Origin of the sequence: Flavobacterium fluviale, from assembly GCF_003312915.1 — a bacterium.
Taxonomy (GTDB): Bacteria; Bacteroidota; Bacteroidia; order Flavobacteriales; family Flavobacteriaceae; genus Flavobacterium; species Flavobacterium fluviale.
Genome location: NZ_CP030261.1, coordinates 1,350,268 through 1,370,645, shown reverse-complemented (window position 1 = coordinate 1,370,645; position 20,378 = coordinate 1,350,268). Strand labels below are relative to the sequence as shown.

Annotated in this window: 18 protein-coding genes; 13 read left to right on the top strand and 5 right to left on the bottom strand. The window is 33.6% G+C overall.

From position 1 onward, the window contains the following. The 3 genes from HYN86_RS06170 to HYN86_RS06160 all read left to right on the top strand — a co-directional run bounded on the left by HYN86_RS06170 (position 1) and on the right by HYN86_RS06160 (position 4,527). Positions 1 to 708, top strand: a complete 708-nt coding sequence (locus tag HYN86_RS06170; protein ID WP_113677249.1) for a LytR/AlgR family response regulator transcription factor — start codon at positions 1 to 3, stop codon at positions 706 to 708. Then, positions 705 to 2,786, top strand: a complete 2,082-nt coding sequence (locus HYN86_RS06165) for a tetratricopeptide repeat-containing sensor histidine kinase (protein WP_113677248.1) — start codon at positions 705 to 707, stop codon at positions 2,784 to 2,786. Before HYN86_RS06170 ends, HYN86_RS06165 begins: the two co-directional genes overlap by 4 nt. Before the next feature lie 160 nt (positions 2,787 to 2,946). Then, positions 2,947 to 4,527 carry a M61 family metallopeptidase gene (locus HYN86_RS06160; protein ID WP_113677247.1) on the top strand — a complete coding sequence of 527 codons (1,581 nt, stop codon included), beginning with the start codon at positions 2,947 to 2,949 and terminating at the stop codon, positions 4,525 to 4,527. 90 nt (positions 4,528 to 4,617) lie between these two features. On the opposite strand, the gene trxA is transcribed toward HYN86_RS06160, so the two are convergent. Next, positions 4,618 to 4,935 (bottom strand): thioredoxin, encoded by a 318-nt coding sequence (gene trxA / locus HYN86_RS06155; RefSeq protein ID WP_012023423.1) that lies wholly within the window; start codon positions 4,933 to 4,935, stop codon positions 4,618 to 4,620. 243 nt (positions 4,936 to 5,178) lie between these two features. Between trxA and HYN86_RS06150 the strand changes: the two genes are divergently transcribed. The 4 genes from HYN86_RS06150 (at position 5,179) to HYN86_RS06135 (ending at position 11,196) form a co-directional block, all read left to right on the top strand. Continuing rightward, on the top strand, positions 5,179 to 7,650 hold the full coding sequence (locus tag HYN86_RS06150) for an AsmA family protein (protein WP_113677246.1): 2,472 nt from the start codon (positions 5,179 to 5,181) through the stop codon (positions 7,648 to 7,650). Positions 7,651 to 7,752: 102 nt separating this feature from the next. Further along, positions 7,753 to 8,988, top strand: coding sequence for a DNA cytosine methyltransferase (gene dcm / locus HYN86_RS06145; RefSeq protein WP_113677245.1), 1,236 nt, complete (start codon positions 7,753 to 7,755; stop codon positions 8,986 to 8,988). Next, positions 8,985 to 10,298, top strand: coding sequence for a phospholipase D-like domain-containing protein (locus tag HYN86_RS06140; protein ID WP_113677244.1), 1,314 nt, complete (start codon positions 8,985 to 8,987; stop codon positions 10,296 to 10,298). Before dcm ends, HYN86_RS06140 begins: the two co-directional genes overlap by 4 nt. Positions 10,299 to 10,410: 112 nt before the next feature. Then, positions 10,411 to 11,196, top strand: a complete 786-nt coding sequence (locus tag HYN86_RS06135; RefSeq protein ID WP_113677243.1) for an HNH endonuclease — start codon at positions 10,411 to 10,413, stop codon at positions 11,194 to 11,196. A gap of 47 nt (positions 11,197 to 11,243) precedes the next feature. Here the strand turns inward: HYN86_RS06135 and HYN86_RS06130 are convergent, their stop codons facing one another. After that, entirely contained in the window at positions 11,244 to 11,597 is a 354-nt protein-coding gene (locus tag HYN86_RS06130; RefSeq protein WP_317048547.1) for a hypothetical protein, read from the bottom strand. 208 nt (positions 11,598 to 11,805) lie between these two features. On the opposite strand from HYN86_RS06130, the gene HYN86_RS06125 reads away from it, so the two are divergent. Beyond that, positions 11,806 to 12,120 carry an HPF/RaiA family ribosome-associated protein gene (locus tag HYN86_RS06125; RefSeq protein ID WP_113677242.1) on the top strand — a complete coding sequence of 105 codons (315 nt, stop codon included), beginning with the start codon at positions 11,806 to 11,808 and terminating at the stop codon, positions 12,118 to 12,120. A gap of 81 nt (positions 12,121 to 12,201) precedes the next feature. Here the strand turns inward: HYN86_RS06125 and HYN86_RS06120 are convergent, their stop codons facing one another. Then, positions 12,202 to 12,885 (bottom strand): hypothetical protein, encoded by a 684-nt coding sequence (locus HYN86_RS06120; RefSeq protein WP_113677241.1) that lies wholly within the window; start codon positions 12,883 to 12,885, stop codon positions 12,202 to 12,204. 241 nt (positions 12,886 to 13,126) lie between these two features. Between HYN86_RS06120 and HYN86_RS06115 the strand changes: the two genes are divergently transcribed. The 5 genes from HYN86_RS06115 (at position 13,127) to HYN86_RS06095 (ending at position 17,248) form a co-directional block, all read left to right on the top strand. Further along, the gene (locus tag HYN86_RS06115; protein WP_113677240.1) at positions 13,127 to 13,615 is read left to right on the top strand and encodes a nuclear transport factor 2 family protein; all 489 of its coding nucleotides are present in this window, start codon (positions 13,127 to 13,129) and stop codon (positions 13,613 to 13,615) included. A 262-nt stretch (positions 13,616 to 13,877) separates the two neighbouring features. Next, on the top strand, positions 13,878 to 15,260 hold the full coding sequence (locus HYN86_RS06110) for an ammonium transporter (RefSeq protein ID WP_113677239.1): 1,383 nt from the start codon (positions 13,878 to 13,880) through the stop codon (positions 15,258 to 15,260). 139 nt (positions 15,261 to 15,399) lie between these two features. After that, the gene (gene trmB / locus HYN86_RS06105; RefSeq protein ID WP_113677238.1) at positions 15,400 to 16,077 is read left to right on the top strand and encodes a tRNA (guanosine(46)-N7)-methyltransferase TrmB; all 678 of its coding nucleotides are present in this window, start codon (positions 15,400 to 15,402) and stop codon (positions 16,075 to 16,077) included. A gap of 42 nt (positions 16,078 to 16,119) precedes the next feature. Then, complete coding sequence (locus tag HYN86_RS06100; RefSeq protein ID WP_113677237.1) at positions 16,120 to 16,758, top strand: LysE family transporter; 639 nt, start codon at positions 16,120 to 16,122, stop codon at positions 16,756 to 16,758. Positions 16,759 to 16,921: 163 nt separating this feature from the next. Then, positions 16,922 to 17,248 (top strand): MGMT family protein, encoded by a 327-nt coding sequence (locus tag HYN86_RS06095; RefSeq protein ID WP_113677236.1) that lies wholly within the window; start codon positions 16,922 to 16,924, stop codon positions 17,246 to 17,248. A gap of 224 nt (positions 17,249 to 17,472) precedes the next feature. On the opposite strand, the gene HYN86_RS06090 is transcribed toward HYN86_RS06095, so the two are convergent. Together HYN86_RS06090 and HYN86_RS06085 are read right to left on the bottom strand one after the other, a co-directional pair. After that, positions 17,473 to 18,798 carry a sensor histidine kinase gene (locus HYN86_RS06090; RefSeq protein ID WP_113677235.1) on the bottom strand — a complete coding sequence of 442 codons (1,326 nt, stop codon included), beginning with the start codon at positions 18,796 to 18,798 and terminating at the stop codon, positions 17,473 to 17,475. A 134-nt stretch (positions 18,799 to 18,932) separates the two neighbouring features. Next, a complete protein-coding gene (locus HYN86_RS06085) occupies positions 18,933 to 20,297 on the bottom strand; it encodes a sigma-54-dependent transcriptional regulator (RefSeq protein ID WP_113677234.1) in 1,365 nt (454 codons plus the stop codon). Positions 20,298 to 20,378 lie beyond the last annotated feature (81 nt).

Sequence of the window (20,378 nt, the reverse complement as noted above, 5' to 3'; positions counted from 1 at the left end):
ATGATGAAAAAATACACTTGTATTATTGTTGATGATGACGAAATTGACAGACTTACGGTTGTTTCTTATGCCAAGAAATTCCCTGTTCTGGACATTGCAGGCGTTTTTGAATCGGCTGAAGATGCTGTTGTTTTTCTGGAGAAAGAAAAAATCGACATACTTTTTTTAGACATCGATATGCCGGGTTTAAACGGAATTGAATTTAGAAAACAGACTTTAGATGTTCCTGTATGCATTTTTATTACCGCGCATCCTGAACATGCTGTCGAAAGTTTCCAGATTGAAACGCTTGATTTTATTGTAAAGCCTTTAAAACTTGACCGTTTTACCCAAACAATCAATCGCATCGAAGAGTTTATGGAAATCAAACTCAAAGCTTCTTTATTTGAAGCAAGTATTGGCGGTGATACCATTTATATAAAGGAAGGACACGAACAAACAAAAGTAAAACTTCATGAGATTTTATATCTGGAAGCTTTAAAAGACTACACTTTGGTAGTTACAGACCGTAAAAGACATTGTGTACTTTCGAGTATTGGAAATCTTTTAAAAGAAAATCATTTTCAGTCTTTTGTGCGTATTCATAGAAGTTTTGCCGTACAGAAACAATATGTTCAAAAGATAAATTCTAACGAAATTGTTTTGAATAATAATGCCATAATTCCGATTGGAAGAAGTTACAAGGACAACTTAAATCTTATTGCATGAGAAAAATTACGTTCCTGTTTATTCTGTTATTCAGTTTTAAAGGATTTACGCAGCAGGAACCTAATTTGGGCCGTTATAAAACTACAGCCGAAAAATTAAAGGCGTGGCATAATTACTCCACCTCGCTTTTGGATTTAGAAGAATATCCAAAGCTAATAATCGTCGCACAAAAAGGAATTGAACTTTCTAAAAACAATTCGCTTTATTTAAGCCGTTTTTATCTGCAGAAAGGCACCGCTTATGAATTTAGTAATAATAAATACCAAGAAGCATTTGTTAATTACGAAGAATCTTTGAAATACGCACGCAGATCGAAAGATATTGAAAGTTATACTTCTAGTTTAATGCGCCTTAATTATATCTGTTATTCTTTGAATAAAACTTCTAAAAGAAAAGCACTGATTACCGAGATTAAAAGTATTTTGGATACCACCAAAAGTGTGTACACCAAAGCTGTTCTTTATGGCAGTCTTGGCGAATATTATCTTGATCTTTCGGAATATGAAAGTTTTATTGGGAATCAATTAAAGGCTGTAACGTATAAAAAACTCCTTCCTAAAGCGGTCGAAAATATTGAAAATATAGGCGTTTCTTATTGTCAGATTGCCAGCGCATACATTAAAATGAAACAATTTGACAAAGCGATAGAATATTTAAACGAGGCACAGCCGTATATAAAAACCTCTCCTTACATTTCTGCTTTTTCCTGCAATTATTATATGCAGTGTTTTGTCGCGCAAAAAAAACTAGACAGCGTAAAAAAATATTATAAGCTGACGTACACTTACCCAACTAGAAAAGATTCGCTGTTTCTTAATTTGAGTTTTGCCAATCAAAACATGTCTAGATATTATGCAGATGAAAGAGACCTTAATAAAGCTTTTGTGTTTGCTGAGAAAGCAGTTTTATTTGGCGAAAAATCAACAGATGAAGAAATTTTAATGGAAGCCAACGCCATTATGGGAAGGGTTTTATATGAAAAAGGAGCATATAAAAAAGCCATTGAAACCTTAAAAAAAGCTTCAAAAAATGCATTGACTTATGACAAAGAAAACTTTGTTATGATTAATAAAAAATTATCTCAAAGCTTCGCCGCACTGCAGCTTTGGAAAGAAGCATTTTACTACAACGAAATCTACAGTAAGTACAACGACGAGATGATGCATGAATCGGCTAAACAAAGTATTGCAAATGCCGAAGCTCGTTATCAAAACACAAATAAACAGCAGAAAATCAAGAATCTTTCGAGCGAAAATACGATTAAGAACATCCAGATTAAAGAAGCACAGACACAGCGTATTTACCTCATTTCGGGCTTAGCTTTAGTTGGAATTATTGGATTACTGCTTTTTAAACAAAGCCGGAGCAGAAAAAAAATCAATAAAAAACTGCAGATTTTAAATCAAGAATTGGACGAAGCCAATAAAACAAAAGCCCGCTTTTTTAGTATTTTAAATCATGATTTAAGAAGTCCTGTTTCGAATCTGATTCACTTTCTGCATCTTCAAAAAGAAAACCCCGAATTAATCGACGAAGAAACTGCCGTAAGAATGCAGGCCAAAGTAATTGCCGGCGCAGAGAATTTATTAACTTCTATGGAGGATATTCTGTTGTGGAGCAAAGGACAAATGGAAAATTTTAAACCGCACTTTAAACGAATTACTGTCGCCAAGATATTTGAAGAAACACAAAACCACTTTTCTCCATATGAAAACATTTCAATTGTGTTTGAAAATCCAGACGATCTTGTTTTAAATACCGATAAAAATTACCTCAAAACCATCATTCGAAACTTAACCGGAAACGCTGTAAAAGTACTTGCGAAGAGAGAAAATCCGCAAATAGTGTGGAAAGCCAGACAGGAAAACAATACTATACTGCTTTCCATAACTGATAATGGTCCGGGCGGCAGCCAGGAAAAATTTAAAGCCCTGTATGATGATTCTGCAGTTATCGGAATCAAATCGGGATTGGGACTGCATTTAATTCGTGACCTTGCGACAGCTATTAATTGTAAAATTGAAGTATGCTCTAAACCTGATTTGGGCACAACAATTACGATAATTTCACCTTTATAAAGTTATTCTAGATATTTCTTCAAACTTTATTGAAAACAGCTTCATATATTTCTATATTTTTTATATTTTTCTGTTCAATTACTAAAATTGTTATGACTAACGTATTCATCACAATTTAAAATAGTTACCAAAAACAAATCCAAACTTAAAAAACAAAATAATGACAAAAGCCTTAAAATTGTGCTATTGTGTACTGCTTTTAAACACTTTTTTTATTTCTAAAGCAACAAACAAAGTCGATAATCAAGAGATAAAAATGGACTTTTCTGTTTCTTTTGAAGATGCACAGTCGCACTATGTAGAAGTTGTTTTAAATTTTGAAAATCTTCATTCCAAAACAACCAATTTAATTCTTCCAGTTTGGACTCCAGGCTATTATTTGATTTTAAACACTCCAAGATATATTGTTGATTTTGAAGTTACAGACGGAAAAAATCAAAAAATTAAATGGAAAAAATCGACCAAAAACAGCTGGACAATAGAAAATGGGACAGCATCAAAAATCAGTGTAAAATATCGTGTTTTTGCCAATAAAAAATCAGTCGCAGAATCTTATGTAGATGCTGAAAAGGCTTTTATAATGCCCAATACTATTTTTATGCATGTCGAAAACAAGATCGATAATCCGGTTACTGTTACGTTGAATAAACCTTCGAAATGGAGCAAAATTTCAACTGGATTAAAATGCGTCGATGAAGCCAAAAATAGTTTCTACGCCAAAAATATTGATGTTTTTTACGACAGTCCAATTTACATTGGAAATCAAAAAACTATTGAATTTGAGAATGAAGGAAAAAAATATTCGCTGGGAGTTGCAACCCCTCAAGGACTTGAAGAAGAAAAATTTGTTGCCGACTTAAAGAAAATCATGAGCGCTACTACATCAATCATGAAGAAAATCCCTTATGAAAACTACAGTTATATTATGATGGAAGCTGGCGGAGGCGGACTGGAGCACTGGAACTCGCAGGCAATTTTCACAAAAGGTTCTTTTGATTCGAAATCACGAAGAGATTATCTTGATTTTATGAATTTTGTAACTCACGAATATTTTCATCTTTATAATGTTAAAGCAATTCGTCCAATTGAATTAGGCCCATTTGATTATAATAAAGAAAACTACACTACAATGCTTTGGTTTTCTGAAGGTTTTACGGTTTACTACGAATATCTTATTATGGTAAAAGCCGGATTAATGGAAGGAAAAGATGCTTTGGAATATCTTTCTGGTTCTATTAAAAAATATGAAAACGAAGAGGGATGCAGACATATGTCTCTGGCACAATCCAGTTTTGATATTTGGTCCAACTTTTTTAATAATGAAAGCAACGCCAAACAAACTACAATTTCCTATTATGACAAAGGACCAACAATTGGTCTGCTTTTAGATTTAGAAATTAGAAACAATACAGCCAATAAAAAATCGCTCGATGATCTTATGCGCTTTTTATACAATGAATATTTTGAGAAAAAACAAAGAGGTTTTACTGAAGATGAATTTTGGTCTGCCGCAACAGAGATTTCTGGAAAATCATTACAAGAATTAAAAACGTATGTCAATACAACACAAGAAATCGATTATCAAAAATACCTTAAATACGGCGGTCTTCAAATTGATTTGACACCATTAAAAACAGAAGCAAAAAGCGATAAGTTTACAGAGAAAAATTATACAATAAGTGAGCTTCCAAAAGCATCGAAACTACAATTAGAAATTAGAAAATCAATTTTTAATTTTTAATTTTTAATTTTTAATTAAAGTATCCACAACAAATAAAAAAGGTTTGACTTTCGTCAAACCTTTTTTATATCAATCGTAACCTTTTAAAGATTACAATAAAGCGTCTAAACTATCTGCGTAGGTTTGTTTAGGAGCTACTCCTACTTGTTTTCCTACTACTTCACCGTTATGAAATACCAAAACGGTTGGTATGTTACGCACACCATATTTTGCAGCAAATTCTTGGTTCGCATCTACATCTACTTTACCAACAACTACTTTACCAGCGTACTCATCGCTTAATTGGTCAATGATTGGACCAACCATTCTACAAGGACCACACCATGCTGCCCAAAAGTCTACCATTACTGGTTTATCTGATTTTAAAACTACTTCATCAAAAGTAGCATCTGTTATTGCTAATGCCATAATATATTAAGATTAAAATTATGTCTGAATGTTTAACTTTCAAACTACAGTACAAATTTAAAAATTTAAAACAAATCAAACACGATTACTAAATTAGTTTTCATTATAAATGTATTGTCATTTATTATCAACTCTATAATGTTTTTTGATAACTCAATTTACGACATATTAAACTGAAAACCAAACCAATAAAATGTTAATATTTTTTGTAGTATCTTTAATACTCCATAATATTAATTTTAAATGCAGCAAACTTTACTTCAAATAAAAACATTTCTTCAGTCTGACCCTTTTAAAAAATATGCCAAACGCTTTGGATTTTTTATTCTGGGTTTAATTGCGATTCTATTAATTGCCTGCGGTGCTTTGTCTGTTTATTTCAATCAAAATAAAGCTGCAATTATTGCCAAAGTCAATCATAAAATCAATGAAAATATTAATGGAAAATTCCATGTTACCGACTTTCATTATAAGTTTCTAACTGGTTTTCCGAATTTTACTCTTGCACTAAAAGAAGTTGAAGTAAAAGACAATCAATGGCAGAGTCACAAACATACTTTATTAAAAGCCATCGAGATAGAAGCTCGCTTAAACATTTGGAGCTTACTGCATAATGAAATCAATATTCATAAAATATTAATTAACGATGCTCAGATTTACATTTATAAAGCCGAAAATGGTTATTCGAATGTAAACATCTTTAAACCGAAAAAGAAAAAAACCGAAACCAATCAGGATAAACCCGAAACGACAATTGACGAAGTAAACCTCAACAACGTTCATGTTATTATCGACAATCATCTGGGGCATAAATTATTTGATTTTCATGTAGCAGATTTAGATTCAAAAGTTGAGTATGACGATGAAAACTGGCACACGAATTTATTTTTAAAAACAAAAATTAATAGTCTAGCCTTTAATACAGTTCATGGAAGTTTTTCCAAAGAAAAAATGCTCGAAGGAAATTTTGACATTTCGTATTCTGAAGAACATCAAAGAATAAACATTAAAACCCAAAAACTTAAAATTGGCTCTGATGCTTTTGACATCATTGCTTTTTTCAATATCGGAAAACAAAATTCGCTTTTTGGAATCAATATTGAAACCCATATTTTATGGCGAAATGCTTCCAATTTATTGTCGGCCAATATCAGTTCAAAACTCGATCAGTTTAATTTAAAAAAACCAATTGAAGTCAATTGTACGATCAATGGCGATCTTAATGCCGAAGGCGACCCAAAGATTGTGGTTCAGGCCGATATTAGAAATAACGAACTTACAATTCCCGATGGTTTGTTTACCAATTGCAGTTTCAAAGGAATATTTACCAATAATTTTAAACCCGAAAAAGGTTTTAGCGATCCAAATTCTGCTATTATTCTAACTCGTTTTAAAGCAGATTATGAAAATATTCCGCTGCAGATTCCGCAGGCGGTTATTAATGATCTGGAAAAACCAATTGCAACTGGATTTGTAAATTCTGATTTTGACATTTCAAAACTTAACGGAATGACAAATGAAAAGATTCTTCATTTCGAAAGCGGGCATGCAAAAGCCAATTTAAAATTTCAATTTGATATTGTCGATTTGTACATCAACAAACCGCGAATAACTGGTGAAGTGGATATTGATAATGCGACGTTCGATTATGTTCCGAAAAATATTCATGCCGAAAAAACGGCTGTACAATTATCGTTTACAGAACAAGCACTTTACATCAAAAAAATAGCTTATAAGCATAAAAATAACATCATCCGAATCGACGGAAGAATCGATAATTTCCTGAATCTCTATTATGACGCGCCAGAAAAAATGGTCGTAAACTGGAATATTTACTGCCCGAATATTGACGTAAAACAATTTTTAGGCATTTTGAAAAATTCTCCGTCTCAAAAAACAGCTCAGAAAAAACAAGTAAAAAAGAAAAATGTCAATTTTACGAATCAGCTAAAATCGGTTATCGAAAAATGTACTGCTGTGATTAATCTTAAAGCCGATAAAATCACTTACGGTTCTCTTACAGCAACTAACACAAAAGCAACACTGCAGATGCTGAATTCGAAGTTACTACTCAAAAACGGAACACTGCAGACTTCTGGCGGCAGTATTGCTTTTAATGGAGCCATTCAGCCAAGCGGTAACCACTATATTTTTAGTTCGACAGCGCAGGTTAGCCGTGTGGATATTGCAAGTTTTTTAAGATCTTTCAACAACTTCGGCATCAAATCTTTTAGTCCAAAAAATATTCGCGGGCGCCTAACGAGCAATGCTAATGTTGTGGGTTTAATGAACAGCAATGGCGATTTGATTGTTAACTCCATGAAAGGAAAATTAGATTTTAATGTCAATCAAGGTGCGCTGCTCAACTTTGACCCTATTGTAAAAATTGGCAAGTTTGCTTTTCCGCGACGTGATGTTGAGAATATTACTTTCAGCGATTTATCGGGTTCGCTTAATCTTCGAGGCGAACAGGTCGATATTAATAAATTAACGATAAGCTCGAGCGTTTTAAACTTCGACATAGACGGAATTTACTCTTTTGGCCGAGGCACTAATCTTGCACTTACCATTCCGCTTCGAAATTCTAAAAACGATGCTGATCTTGCGACTAAAGAGGAACGCAAAGCTGTTCGCGAACGCGGTATCGTACTTCATTTAATAGCTTATGACAATGAAGGAAAAATGAAAATTAAATGGGGAAAAAAGGATAAATAAACGTTCCTTTTGGAAGCGGAGTCAGGATCTTTTGAGCAAAAATATAATTCCCGATTTCGGATTATTATTTATAAATTGCACCTTATAATTTTAGCGAAAAAAATGAAGGCAGCAGAAAAAACAAGTATTGAAAAATTCGACGATAAAAATCTTAAAATTAGAACTTTAGAAGAAGAAGACAATAAAAAAGCTGTTATAACTCATTATTTACATAATCTTCATAATGACGTAAAAAATCATTACGAAGAAGAAGCGCTGACTTATTTAAATGAAATTGCTGCGGAAAAAAATGGAAAAAAGAACACTGACTTGTTTGCTGATCCTGCCGTAAAACAATTGAAATCTGAAGTAGAAAATGTTCCTTTTAAAACTTCTAAAAAATCCGATTTTAAGTTTATAGATTTATTTGCCGGAATTGGCGGATTTAGAATTGCGCTGCAAAATATTGGCGGTGAATGTGTCTATACAAGTGAATGGAATCCTGATTCTAAAAAAACCTATCAAGCTAATTTTGGTGAATTTCCATTTGGTGACATTACCCAAAAGAGCATCAAAAATTATATTCCAGACGATTTTCAAATTTTGTGTGCGGGTTTTCCATGCCAGGCTTTCTCAATAGCCGGCAATAGAAAAGGTTTTCACGATACGCGAGGAACTTTGTTTTTTGATCTTGAAAAAATTATTGAAACCAAAAGACCGAAAGTAGTTTTTCTTGAAAACGTAAAAAATTTAGTTTCGCACGATAAAGGAAATACGTTTAAGGTAATTTTAGAAATCTTAGAAGAAAAGCTGGGTTACAAAGCGTACACTAAAGTTTTGAACTCTTCTACGCACGCGAATGTTCCGCAAAATAGAGAGCGAATTTTTATTATTGCATTTGATAAAGAACAAGTTCCGAATCATGGCGATTTTAAATTTCCCGAAGCAATACCTTTAACGAGAACAATTCACGATATTTTAGAAAAAGGAAAACAAGCCGATAATCTTTATTATAAAAAAGACCACCAATATTACCCTGAATTAGAAAAAACGATAACTTCAAAAGATACAATTTATCAATGGAGAAGAGTTTATGTAAGGGAAAATAAAAGTCAGGTGTGTCCAACCCTAACCGCAAACATGGGAACAGGAGGTCATAATGTACCGCTTATTTTAGACGATTACGGAATTCGAAAATTAACGCCAAAAGAATGTTTTGCATTTCAAGGATATCCAATGGACAAATATATTCTGCCTAATATTGCCAATAGCAAATTGTACATGCAGGCTGGGAATTCGGTTACTACGCCTTTGATTGAGAGGATAAGCCAAGAGATTTTAAATGTTTTACTGCCATGAGCATTTGGGAACAATTTCCCATTGAACAAAGAAACGAATATGTAAAGTTTTTGCAGGTTTACGGAGCATTGTCTAATTTGTTTCGTCAAAAACAAGGGGATTTAATACCTTATCTCGATTCTAAATTTCAGGAAACTGTTTTTACAAAAATCTTCAATAGCCAAAACGTAGATATTGGAAACACGCCGCATGATGTACTTTCTGTTTTTGGCGACAACCGAATTGGAATTGGTTTAAAAACTTGGATGGGAAGCAAACCTTCTTTCCAAAAAGTTATGCAGCTTAAGCGCTATCAAAATGATATAAATGAGTATCGTGATGATTTGCATTCATTAGCTTACAAAATTTCTGAGATTAAAAATCAAAGAATGAAAAGTGATTATGAACGCTTAGGTTTATCAGAAGACAAAAATATTTACCATTATATAACTCGTGACAAAGGTATTTTCACCATAAATGAATGCGCGTATCCGTTAATTGATGTAAATAAACTTAAAGATTGCAGCGCAACATCATCTGCTTTATCGTGGTCTGACGGAAATAAAGATTACAGATATACATTTGCCGATTCTCAAATATGGCAGAAATTTGATTGTGAAAAATACAATACTCTAACGCTCAATAAATTTGATGTAAAGATTATTGAGGATCCTTTTTCCTTTCTGTTAAAAGCTTATTTTGACATTATTGAAACTTCAAAAACTGCTGAACCAGATATAGTTGAAGTTTATTTACCATTATATTCTTATCAATCTAAAGAAGTAGAAGAAAAGTCTGGATTAAATGCATGGAATGCCGCTTCTAAAAACAAAGGCAGTAGCACTCCAAGGCCTTTAAATGAAATTTATGTTCCTATTCCGAGAGAGTTTCATAGAAAACATCCTGATTTTTTCACCTCAAATATCTTCGAATTTGAAAAAATTAAAGAAAATTACAATGGTCCTGCAGATGAAAAACCTGAAGTTCATTTTTCTTTAAAACTTCCAAATGGAAAAACTATTCCAGCATTAGTTACGCAAGATAACATGAAAGGTCTGCAGTCAGGAAGTAATATTATAAAAGATGAAAACGGCAAAAGATACGGACAATCGGCATTAGGTCAATGGTTGCTTGTAGATGTATTGGGACTAAAAGAACGTGAACCTGTAACTCGTAAATGGCTGCAAAAAAAAGGCACGGATTCTCTTCGCTTATGGCGAAATAAAAATGATTATACTTTAATTCATATTGACTTCGCTCCTATTGGTTCTTTCGAATTGTTTATGAAAGATGAGCCAGTTCCAACGGATGAGGATAATTTTTTCGTTTAGAAGTTACTTGATTGAATACAATACTTTAAAACACCCGAGCTTAGACTCTTTTTCCGACAAGTCGTAATTATGATTTATTCTTTATATTTACTGAAGAACAAATTATCCAAAAATGCCACAAAAAACTCTTTGGACGCGAGATGAACTTATCCTCGCCTTTAACTTATATCTTACAATTGAATTTGGAAAAATACATTCTAAAAACCCTGACATAATAAGATTATCTGGAATTATAGGCAGAACTCCAAGTGCAGTAGCGATGAGACTTTCTAATTTTGCAAGTATAGATCCGTTTCACCAGCAAAGAGGCATTGGAGGTTTAAAAAACGGAATGAATCAAGTAAAACCAATATGGAGTGAATTTTTTAACGACAAAGAAGAACTACTATTTAAAAGTGAAGAAATCTTAGCTTCAAAAGAAAATACTTCTATTGAAAATAAATACAAAGACCTTCTTATCGATTTAAAAGATTTAAAAGGAGAAACTGTAATTCGTGAAGTAAAAACAAGAGTAAATCAATGTGTTTTTAGAAAAATAGTTTTAACAAATTACGCAAATAAATGTGCAATTACAGGCATTGATATTCCCGAATTATTATTTGCCAGTCATATAGTTCCTTGGTCGGCTAATGAAAAATATCGATTAGAGCCTGAAAATGGAATTTGTTTTTCCGCACTTTATGACAAAGCTTTCGATAAAGGATTAATTGGAATTAATGTTGAACATAAAATCATATTCTCCGATTCTCTTAAAGAGAAAAAGAACAGCGAATACTTTCATAAATATTTTGCTCCAATTGAGAATCAAGAAATTATTAAAGCTCAAAAATATTTACCAAGAAAAGAATTTTTAGAACATCATTTAGATACAATTTTCAATAAACAAGTTGTACTGTAAATAACAATAAAAAGCCACTGTGAAGTGGCTTTTTCCAATTTCTATAATCATTCAACATCCAAATAAGGATCCAGAATCTCCGCCAATTTATTCAGCCAATAAAAGCTTTCATCCAGATTGATATTTTCTTGCTGCAGAAATTCAGTTTCGTGCATTACATTTAAGGCAAGAATATAATTTACTTGTCGAATGCTTTTTGCCATACTTTTGACATCAATTGAATTATTGAAGAATTCAGTTAACCTTAATTGGGTTTCTTTAGAAAAGGTTGTTGTACTCATAATTTTGCATTTAGGAAATATAAAACCCGCATAGATTAGGTGTCCTACGCTGCAAAGAGCGTTGCGATTGTTTCCAATACCGCCACCATACCACACGGGCAATAATTTTTTTTTGTTCATATATTTTTGCATTTAGGAACTACAAACATACGAAAACAAAAATAATTTGTAAGTTTTTTCTTTATTAAAGGTTAGAGATTCTAAGTTGCAATCTAAATTACAAAATTGAAAAATAAATCTCTCAAAATTCATAATATTTCCTTAACTCACTTGGCTTTTCCTTTTAAAATGGATAGATTTGAGAAACAATCATTAAATATAATCCGTTATGAAAGTACAAATCAACACCGACAAAAACATTGAGGGACATGCAAGATTAGAAGCTTACTATTCTGGAGAATTAGAAAAAGGTTTAGCGCGTTTTGAAGATAAAATAACCCGTATCGAAGTTCATTTTGGAGATGAAAATGGAGAAAAATTCAGTCTGCAGGACAAAAAATGTGTAATCGAGGTTCGTCCTGTAAAATTACAGCCAATCACTGTTACAGAACACGCAGATACACTTGAAAAAGCATTTAGCGGCGCTTTGGCTAAAGTCAAAAAATCGTTGACTACAACTTTCGAAAAAATAAAAGCACATTAATATTTGGGTTTTTACAATCATAAAAAAAGACGTTTCAAATTAGAAACGTCTTTTTTGTTTTATATCAGTTTGATTCTTCTTTTAAGATTTTGGCAGCGGCGCTCCAACTGCAATATCACAACGGTGACCGGGTTTTCCGTGCGCTGGATTTATTCCGTCTGCTACTGCTGTGTCCTGCCCTGCACTTTCAGTGCTTAATAACGCTGGAACTGTATTGGATGGCGGAGGCGTTACAGTAAAATTCTGAGTAACAGATCCGCTTTGCGCTGCATTTGTGGTGGACGCTGTAGTTTTGGCAGCAGGAGAATTCAACGGTGCTCCAACAGGAATATCGCATCTATGTCCTGGTTGTCCATGCGGCGGATTCATGCCTTTTGCAGTTTTAACAGGCGTTGTTGTAGTAGTCGTAACCACATTTTTTTGATTCGGAGTTACTTGTGCAGTTTGTCCCTGAACTGCTTGTCCTTGAACCGCTTGTACCTGCTGTGTCGGTGCAGAATTCAAAGGTGCTCCAACTGCAATATCGCAACGATGTCCCGGCTGTCCGTGTGCTGGATTAAGTCCTTTATTGTCGCTCAAAACCGTATTCGGATTTGCTGCAGGAGTTTGCACAACCGGCGCAGCAGTTTTTGTAGTATCTTTTGCAAGTCCTAATCTTACCAATTCAGAAGATGCTGTACTTTCCTGCGGCTCTAATTCTTTTTTACAAGAAACAAATAAAAGCGAAGTTATAGCAAGTGAACTTATAAGTAATTTTGAATTCATTGGGGTGGTATTTTAAAATCTCTCAAATATAATTGTTTTTTCGCGATTACAACATATAAGAAACGTGAGATAATTTAGTAAGGGACAAAGTTGCAAAGCTGCAAAGGTACAGAGTCGCCGAGAATCTTAAAATAAACTTTGCGCGCTGGTGCCTTTGTGGCAATAATTCGTTTTCTTTAATTTTCTTATATCACTATATGTTTCAAAAAATTATACCTTTAAACTCAAATAAAATATTATCATGAAAAAAACACTTTTACTTCTATTATTAGTCACTTCTTTTGCAAATGCGCAAACCGACAAAGATCAAATTAACAAAACGCTAGATGCTTGGCATAAAGCTGCCGGCGAGGTAAAATATGACGCTTATTTTAGTACTTTGACAGATGATGCGATTTACATTGGAACGGATGCAACCGAAAATTGGACTAAAAAAGAATTTGCAATTTGGGCAAAACCTTTTTTCGACAAAGGAACAACTTGGAATTTTAAAGCTTTGGAACGTCATATCTTTTTTGACAAAACTGGAAAATTAGCTTGGTTTGATGAATTGCTGGATACTCAAATGAAAATCTGCCGCGGTTCTGGAGTTTTGGTAAAAGTGGGGAAAGAATGGAAAATTCAGCACTATGTTTTATCCATGACAATTCCGAATGATGAAGTTGATGCTGTAACTAAAATCAAAACACCAATTGAAGATGCTTTAATAGCAAAGCTTCAGAAGAAATAAAACATTTTAGGCTTTTGTTATTATAAACATAACTTTTATAGCACTTTACGAAACGTATTGAGAAATTAATTTTAATAAATTCGATAAAAACTGTGCTTTTTTGTAACTTTAAAATAAGATACTGTCAAAAAAATGACCCGTATTTTAAAAAATCAATCAAAATGAAACACACACCTCTATTTTAACAGCCTTAAAAACAAGAATCTTTATTTTTTTTTAACTTTGACCCCAAAAAAAATAGGGTTAACAAAGTATTTTAAAAATGAAAATAGAAAAACGCTGGATTATTTCCTTTATCATGATCAGTGTCGTTTGCACTATCGGTGCATTTTGGCCAACAGTAACAGAAAATAGTTATGTGCTATCAGAATTTGGAACGATAGACAATATTGTACCTGCTGATGTTGCCTGGATGCTTACTTCAAGCTGTCTGGTTCTTATCATGACACCAGGATTATCTTTCTTTTACGGCGGAATGGTGGGCAAAAAGAATGTGATCTCGACAATGCTTCAAAGTTTTATCTGCTTAGGTGTGGTAACGCTTTTATGGGTTGTAGTAGCTTTTAGCCTCGCTTTTGGAGATCCGGTTGGTTTTGGTTCTGGAGATCATTTTTACAGCTTTTTCGGCAATCCTACTACTTTTGCTTTTATGGATTATGTTGGGGTTCTGCCTCATAAAAATTTGGCAAGTACGATTCCGTTTATGCTTTTTGCCTTGTTCCAAATGAAATTTGCGATTATTTGTCCGGCAATTATCACGGGTTCGTTTGCAGAACGTGTTCGTTTTATTTCTTATTTAGTTTTTATCAGTTTATTTACAATTTTTATATACGCTCCTTTATGTCACGCCGTTTGGTATCCAACTGGAGTTTTAGGAAGTTATTTTGGAGTAAAAGATTTCGCTGGAGGAACTGTAGTTCATATGAGTTCTGGTTTTGCAGCTTTGGCTGGTGTTATTGTTTTAGGAAAAAGAAAAAACAGCCAGCATATTCCAACCAATATTCCGTTTGTATTATTAGGAACAGGAATGCTATGGTTTGGCTGGTTCGGATTCAACGCTGGTTCTGCTCTTGCTGCCAACGGAACTGCCGCTATGGCTTTTGCAACTACTACAACCTCATCTGCAGCCGCAATGTTAACTTGGATCTTCTTTGATAGAATGAACGGAAGAAAAGTTTCTGCCTTAGGAGCCTGCATCGGAGCGGTTGTTGGTTTAGTTGCCATTACACCTGCTGCGGGATATATCTCTGTACCAGAAAGTATGTTCTTCGGTTTTGTAACGGCTTTGGTTTCTAACACGGCTGTAAACTGTAAATATTCAAAAAGATTTGACGATACACTTGACGTTTTTGCGTGTCACGGTGTCGGTGGAATTATGGGAATGATTTTAACAGCAATATTTGCTCACGGAGAAAAAGCTAGTTTACTTCACGGAGGCTGGAATGTTTTTGGACATCACATGATGGCATTGGTATTGGTTTCTGTATTTACTTTCTTCGGAGCTTATTTCTTGTTTAAAGTAACCAATTTCATTATTCCGTTAAGGGTTTCTGAAGAATCAGAACACATCGGACTGGATTTATCACAGCACGATGAATCTCTTGATCCAAAAGCACAGCCAATTACAGAACCTCACTATGGTTAAAAATATTTGCCACAGATTTTAAAGATTCTCATAGATTGTAGAAAAATCCTTAAAATCTGTGGCTAAAAAAATTTAAACCGCAATTACATCTTATCCATTCGTTTATATTCCTTAATTTTGCGGAAAATTTTTGTAAAAAGTGGGAAGTAAAAATAAACTTAAGAGATTCAGAGAAAACGAAACATTTCAAAACGTTTTTCAACCAACCAGAGAAGAAGTTGTTGGCGATTTAATGCCTTTAAAAGGAAAATGGAATTCTGATTTCTTTAAAAACGATAATCCGTTAATCTTAGAATTAGGATGCGGAAAAGGTGAATACTCTGTTGGATTAGCAGAAAAATACCCAGACAAAAATTTTATCGGAATTGACATTAAAGGTGCTCGTTTCTGGCGTGGTGCTAAAACTGCTGTTGAAGACGGCCTGCATAATGTTGCCTTTGTCCGCACTCAAATCGAATTAATCGATCATATTTTTGCTGAGAATGAGGTAGACGAAATCTGGATTACTTTCCCAGATCCGCAGATTAAATACAAAAGAACGAAACACAGAATGACGAATTCTGAGTTCTTGAAATTGTACAAAAAAATCCTCAAAAAAGATGGTGTCGTAAACCTTAAAACCGACAGCGAATTTATGCACGGATATACGCTTGGACTGCTTCATGGTGAAGGCCACGAAGTATTATATGCCAACCATAATGTTTACAAAAATGAAGGAAGCCCAGAAGTTGTAACTTCAATCCAGACATTTTATGAGAAACAATATTTAGAAATTAACAAGGCAATTACGTATATTCGTTTCAAAATTAAAGACTAATTTAGTTTCCAAAAGCTAACTTTTAACCACTTAAACAACTGAATGGTATATCTAACTCCATTACTTTCAGGTTTTATCGCCGCCGCCATTGGGATTATTCCGCCTGGATTAATCAACATGACAGCTGCCAAAATAAACTTGAAAGAAGGAAAAAAGAATGCTTTTTGGTTTGTTATTGGTGCCGTTTTGGTTATTTTTTTCCAAGTTTACGTAGCTGTTTTATTTGCTCGTGTAATTGACAACCGCCCAGATGTGGTAACGCTTTTGCGCGAAGTAGGTTTTGTTATTTTTTCTATTCTAACAATTTACTTTTTGTTTATTGCAAAAGACCCGATAACCAAGAAAAAATCGAAGATAAAGAAGAGCAGCAAAAAAAGTCGTTTCTTTCTCGGAATGCTGCTTTCCAGTTTAAACTTTTTTCCAATTCCGTATTATGTTGTAGTAAGTGTCACTTTGGCTTCGTATCATCTTTTTGTATTCGAAAACAATATCATCTTCACATTTGTACTGGGTTCGGTTATAGGCTCATTTGCCGTTTTATACAGCTACATTGCTTTCTTCGGAAGAATTGAAAAGAAAACCGATTACTTAATGCGGAACATGAATACCATAATCGGAAGTATTACGGGACTGATTGCTATTGTAACTCTTTTTAATATTCTGAACTATTATTTCGGATAATTTTATAGCCACCGATTGAAAGGATAAAATGATTTTTCTAATTTGTGGTGAATAATTTTTTCAATTTATCCTGCAGATTAATTAAATTTTATTCAATTTCAATCTGCGAAAATCTGCAAAATCTGCGTGAAACTTGAATCTAATACGCGATAAAAAACAAATAATGACTGAGGAAAATTTTTTCGAAAGAGTTTATACAATCGCAAGACAAATTCCATACGGAAAAGTAACTTCTTATGGTGCAATTGCAAAAGCTTTAGGAGCTGCGCGTTCTGCCAGAATGGTTGGCTGGGCAATGAATGCCTGCCATAATATGGACGATATTCCTGCACACAGAGTAGTAAACCAAAAAGGCCTCTTGACAGGAAAACATCATTTTGACGGCACTAATTTAATGCAGCAGCTTTTAGAAAACGAAGGCATTAAAGTTGTCAATAACCAAATTATAGATCTCGAAAAACATTTTTGGAAGCCAGAGGTTGAACTTTAATTTCACCACATAAGTTCGTTTTAAGTTTGCTTTACTTTATGAATTAATCGCGCAAAGACGCAGAGTCGCTAAGTTTTCCTTTTTAAGTTTTCCTTTTTAAGTTTTCCTTTTTAAGTTTTCCTTTGCGACTCTGCGTCTTTGCGCGATTAAATACCAATAACTTTGCGTAAAATTTATACGCAACGTTTAAATGAACTCATATCACTTATATGGTTCAAGAAAAATCAGATCAAGCAAATAACAAAATCGGTTTTTTCAGCATCTGTTTGATAGCTTAAATAACCGCCGTGTGCTTCGATGATATTTTTAGAAAGCGTTAAACCAATTCCTGCCCCATCTTTTCTGGTTGTGAAAAATGGAAGAAAAACTTTGTCTCGAATTTCAGGATCTACTCCTCTTCCATTATCAGAAATTACAATAAAAAAACGATTGTTTTCGGTATAACTGGACAATATTAATTTCTTTTCCGTTTTCTCTTTTAAAGCATGAATACTATTTGTAATCAAGTTTATAAGCACCTGTTCCATCTGGTTTTTATCTATTAAAATAGAACGGGAACTATTAATTTCATTAATCAATTCGATTCCCTCCCCTTTCAAAATCGGACTCATAATACGCAGACAATCTTCAAAGAGCGCGTTAATGGGTGTCATCTGCTTATTGGGTGTTGGAAGCATGGCTAGTTTTCTATAATTTTCTACAAAAACCTGCAAATGATCACTACGGTTTATTATGGTAGAAATACTGCTTTTAATGTCTTCAAAATCATCTTCCTCTAATTTTTCCTGATCTACAATATGAAGTAAATTCTGCGAAAGCGCACGAATCGGCGTTAGGGAATTCATTAGTTCATGCGAAATAATTTTCATTAAATTAATCCACGCTTCCTTTTCTTTTTTCTCAATAACGCGCTGAATACTGTCTAATAAAATAATAAAATATTCTTTGTCATAAGTGGTTGTATGAGAAGTCTGAAGCATAAAAGTCTGCAGATCCTGATCTTCAATTTTTATTGAAATCGCGGTTTTCAATTCTGTAAAACCAACATTTTCAATTTCACTGCAAAGCGCAGGAAGATAATTTTTAAGGTATTTCCAATGACTCACTTTTGGCACTTTGAATAAGTTGGAAAAGCAGTCATTCATTATAAAAATCGACCAAGTATCGTTTTCTTTTTCCAAAATTAAAGCTGCAGTGTCGATACTGTTTAATATCGAACGATAAATCAACTCTTTGGAAGTCTGTTCCTGTCTTTGAACTTTTAAAGTATCATACAAAAGATATAAACTATTGAAATTCTCTTGCTTATGTTCCTCCTGAAAATGCGTAGAAAAATCATTGTGCAAAATGGAGTTTATCGTTTTGTCATAAAACAATAATTGGTTCTTGACAAAAAAATACATTTCGAAAAGAAAGACTAAGACAAAAAAACCAACTAGAATCGCATTGAATCTAAATCCCTTGTAGAGCAGTACAACACTGCACAAAAACAATGTCATGATAAACAAAACCCTTACAAACAAAGCGTTATAAAACTTCCAATTCTTCATGTTTTATTTTTTCTTGCCACAGATTAAAGGATTAAAAAAGATTGATTTTAATTACCAACCTAAATTAAATCTAAACCTCGCAGCATTATAATCATTTTTATTCTTCTAAATCTGTGGCAAAACCTAATCTAAGTCTAATTCTTTAAATCATATTTTTCGATTCTTCGGTACAGGGCAGCGCGCGACAAACCTAATTCTTCGGCAGTTTTACTGATATTTCCGTTGTGTTTGAATAATGCTTTTTCGATGGCACTTTTTTCCATTTCGGATAATGGATTTTCATCATTTTCCTGAATTTCTTCAAAATCCAAAATATCCAAATCGAGCACAGAAATGGTGTTGTTTTCAGCCAAAATCAAAGCGCGTTCAATTTTATTTTCCATTTCGCGCACATTGCCTTTCCATGGATATTTTTCTAAATATGGCGCTGCATTATCATCAAAATGCCATCCCGAAGCTTCGCGACCATGATCGTATTTTGCCGCGACTTGTTCTAGAATAAAATTAGCCATTGGAACAATATCATCTTTTCGATCGCGAAGAGACGGCAAACTTATTTCCATTGTATTAATCCTGTAAAGCAAATCTTCTCTAAAAGTCTTGTTTTTTACTTCTGTTTTTATATCGCTGTTGGTTGCAGCAATCACGCGAACATTTAAAGGTCTAGGCTTACTTTCTCCCAGACGCGTAACAGTTTTAGTCTGTAAAACATGAAGTAATTTAGCTTGAAGATGCAGCGGAATATTTCCTATTTCGTCTAAAAAAATAGTTCCGTTTGAAGCGTTTTCAAAACGGCCAGGCGTATCAATTTTGGCATCTGTAAAAGCTCCCTTTGCATAACCAAAAAGCTCGCTTTCGAACAAATTATCACTTAACGAACCCAAATCTACATGCACAAAAGGCTGCTCTTTTCTGTCTGAATGCTGGTGAATAAACTCAGCAAACACATATTTACCAGTTCCATTTTCGCCCAAAATCAAAACATTAGCATCTGTTCTGGCTACTTTTTCAGCCATAGAATAGGCTTGCTTTATTTTGGCAGAAGTGCCTACAAAGTATTTCTTTTCTGTCTTTTCGTTTTTATCAGAAGATGTTTTCTTGCTGTTTTTTCTGCTTTCAAGTACAGCTTTATCAATTGTCTCTAGGAGTTTTTCGTTATTCCAAGGTTTTAGAACATAGTCAAAAGCTCCTATTTTAATGCCTTCGACTGCAGTTTCAATTTTACCAAAAGCCGTCATTAAAATAACAATAGTTTGCGGCGAAAGTGTTTTAATTTCTTTCAGCCAATGAATTCCCTCGCGTCCATCTTCAAAACCAATTCGGTAATTCATGTCGAGCAAAACCACATTTATTTCATTTTCATTTAAAATTGAAATAATCTTTTTAGGATTATTAGTCGTAAAAATCGTTTCAAAATGCTTTTTGAGAATCATTTTTGCCGAAAAAAGAATTTCTTCCTGATCGTCAACAACTAATATTTGGGCTTGTTTTTTTCTCATGTGGTATTTTTTCTGTCCGCTTTCGAACGGTCAACTGTTCATTATCGAACACTACTTTTTTTAAGCGGTTTTAAAAGCTTC

What these genes read in the sequence shown, in the direction of transcription:
- HYN86_RS06170 (WP_113677249.1), top strand. Translation starts at nt 1, where the DNA reads ATGATGAAAAAATACACTTGTATTATTGTTGATGATGACGAAATTGAC.
- HYN86_RS06165 (WP_113677248.1), top strand. Translation starts at nt 705, where the DNA reads ATGAGAAAAATTACGTTCCTGTTTATTCTGTTATTCAGTTTTAAAGGA.
- HYN86_RS06160 (WP_113677247.1), top strand. Translation starts at nt 2,947, where the DNA reads ATGACAAAAGCCTTAAAATTGTGCTATTGTGTACTGCTTTTAAACACT.
- trxA (WP_012023423.1), bottom strand. Translation starts at nt 4,935, where the DNA reads ATGGCATTAGCAATAACAGATGCTACTTTTGATGAAGTAGTTTTAAAA.
- HYN86_RS06150 (WP_113677246.1), top strand. Translation starts at nt 5,179, where the DNA reads ATGCAGCAAACTTTACTTCAAATAAAAACATTTCTTCAGTCTGACCCT.
- dcm (WP_113677245.1), top strand. Translation starts at nt 7,753, where the DNA reads ATGAAGGCAGCAGAAAAAACAAGTATTGAAAAATTCGACGATAAAAAT.
- HYN86_RS06140 (WP_113677244.1), top strand. Translation starts at nt 8,985, where the DNA reads ATGAGCATTTGGGAACAATTTCCCATTGAACAAAGAAACGAATATGTA.
- HYN86_RS06135 (WP_113677243.1), top strand. Translation starts at nt 10,411, where the DNA reads ATGCCACAAAAAACTCTTTGGACGCGAGATGAACTTATCCTCGCCTTT.
- HYN86_RS06130 (WP_317048547.1), bottom strand. Translation starts at nt 11,597, where the DNA reads ATGAACAAAAAAAAATTATTGCCCGTGTGGTATGGTGGCGGTATTGGA.
- HYN86_RS06125 (WP_113677242.1), top strand. Translation starts at nt 11,806, where the DNA reads ATGAAAGTACAAATCAACACCGACAAAAACATTGAGGGACATGCAAGA.
- HYN86_RS06120 (WP_113677241.1), bottom strand. Translation starts at nt 12,885, where the DNA reads ATGAATTCAAAATTACTTATAAGTTCACTTGCTATAACTTCGCTTTTA.
- HYN86_RS06115 (WP_113677240.1), top strand. Translation starts at nt 13,127, where the DNA reads ATGAAAAAAACACTTTTACTTCTATTATTAGTCACTTCTTTTGCAAAT.
- HYN86_RS06110 (WP_113677239.1), top strand. Translation starts at nt 13,878, where the DNA reads ATGAAAATAGAAAAACGCTGGATTATTTCCTTTATCATGATCAGTGTC.
- HYN86_RS06100 (WP_113677237.1), top strand. Translation starts at nt 16,120, where the DNA reads ATGGTATATCTAACTCCATTACTTTCAGGTTTTATCGCCGCCGCCATT.
- HYN86_RS06095 (WP_113677236.1), top strand. Translation starts at nt 16,922, where the DNA reads ATGACTGAGGAAAATTTTTTCGAAAGAGTTTATACAATCGCAAGACAA.
- HYN86_RS06090 (WP_113677235.1), bottom strand. Translation starts at nt 18,798, where the DNA reads ATGAAGAATTGGAAGTTTTATAACGCTTTGTTTGTAAGGGTTTTGTTT.
- HYN86_RS06085 (WP_113677234.1), bottom strand. Translation starts at nt 20,297, where the DNA reads ATGAGAAAAAAACAAGCCCAAATATTAGTTGTTGACGATCAGGAAGAA.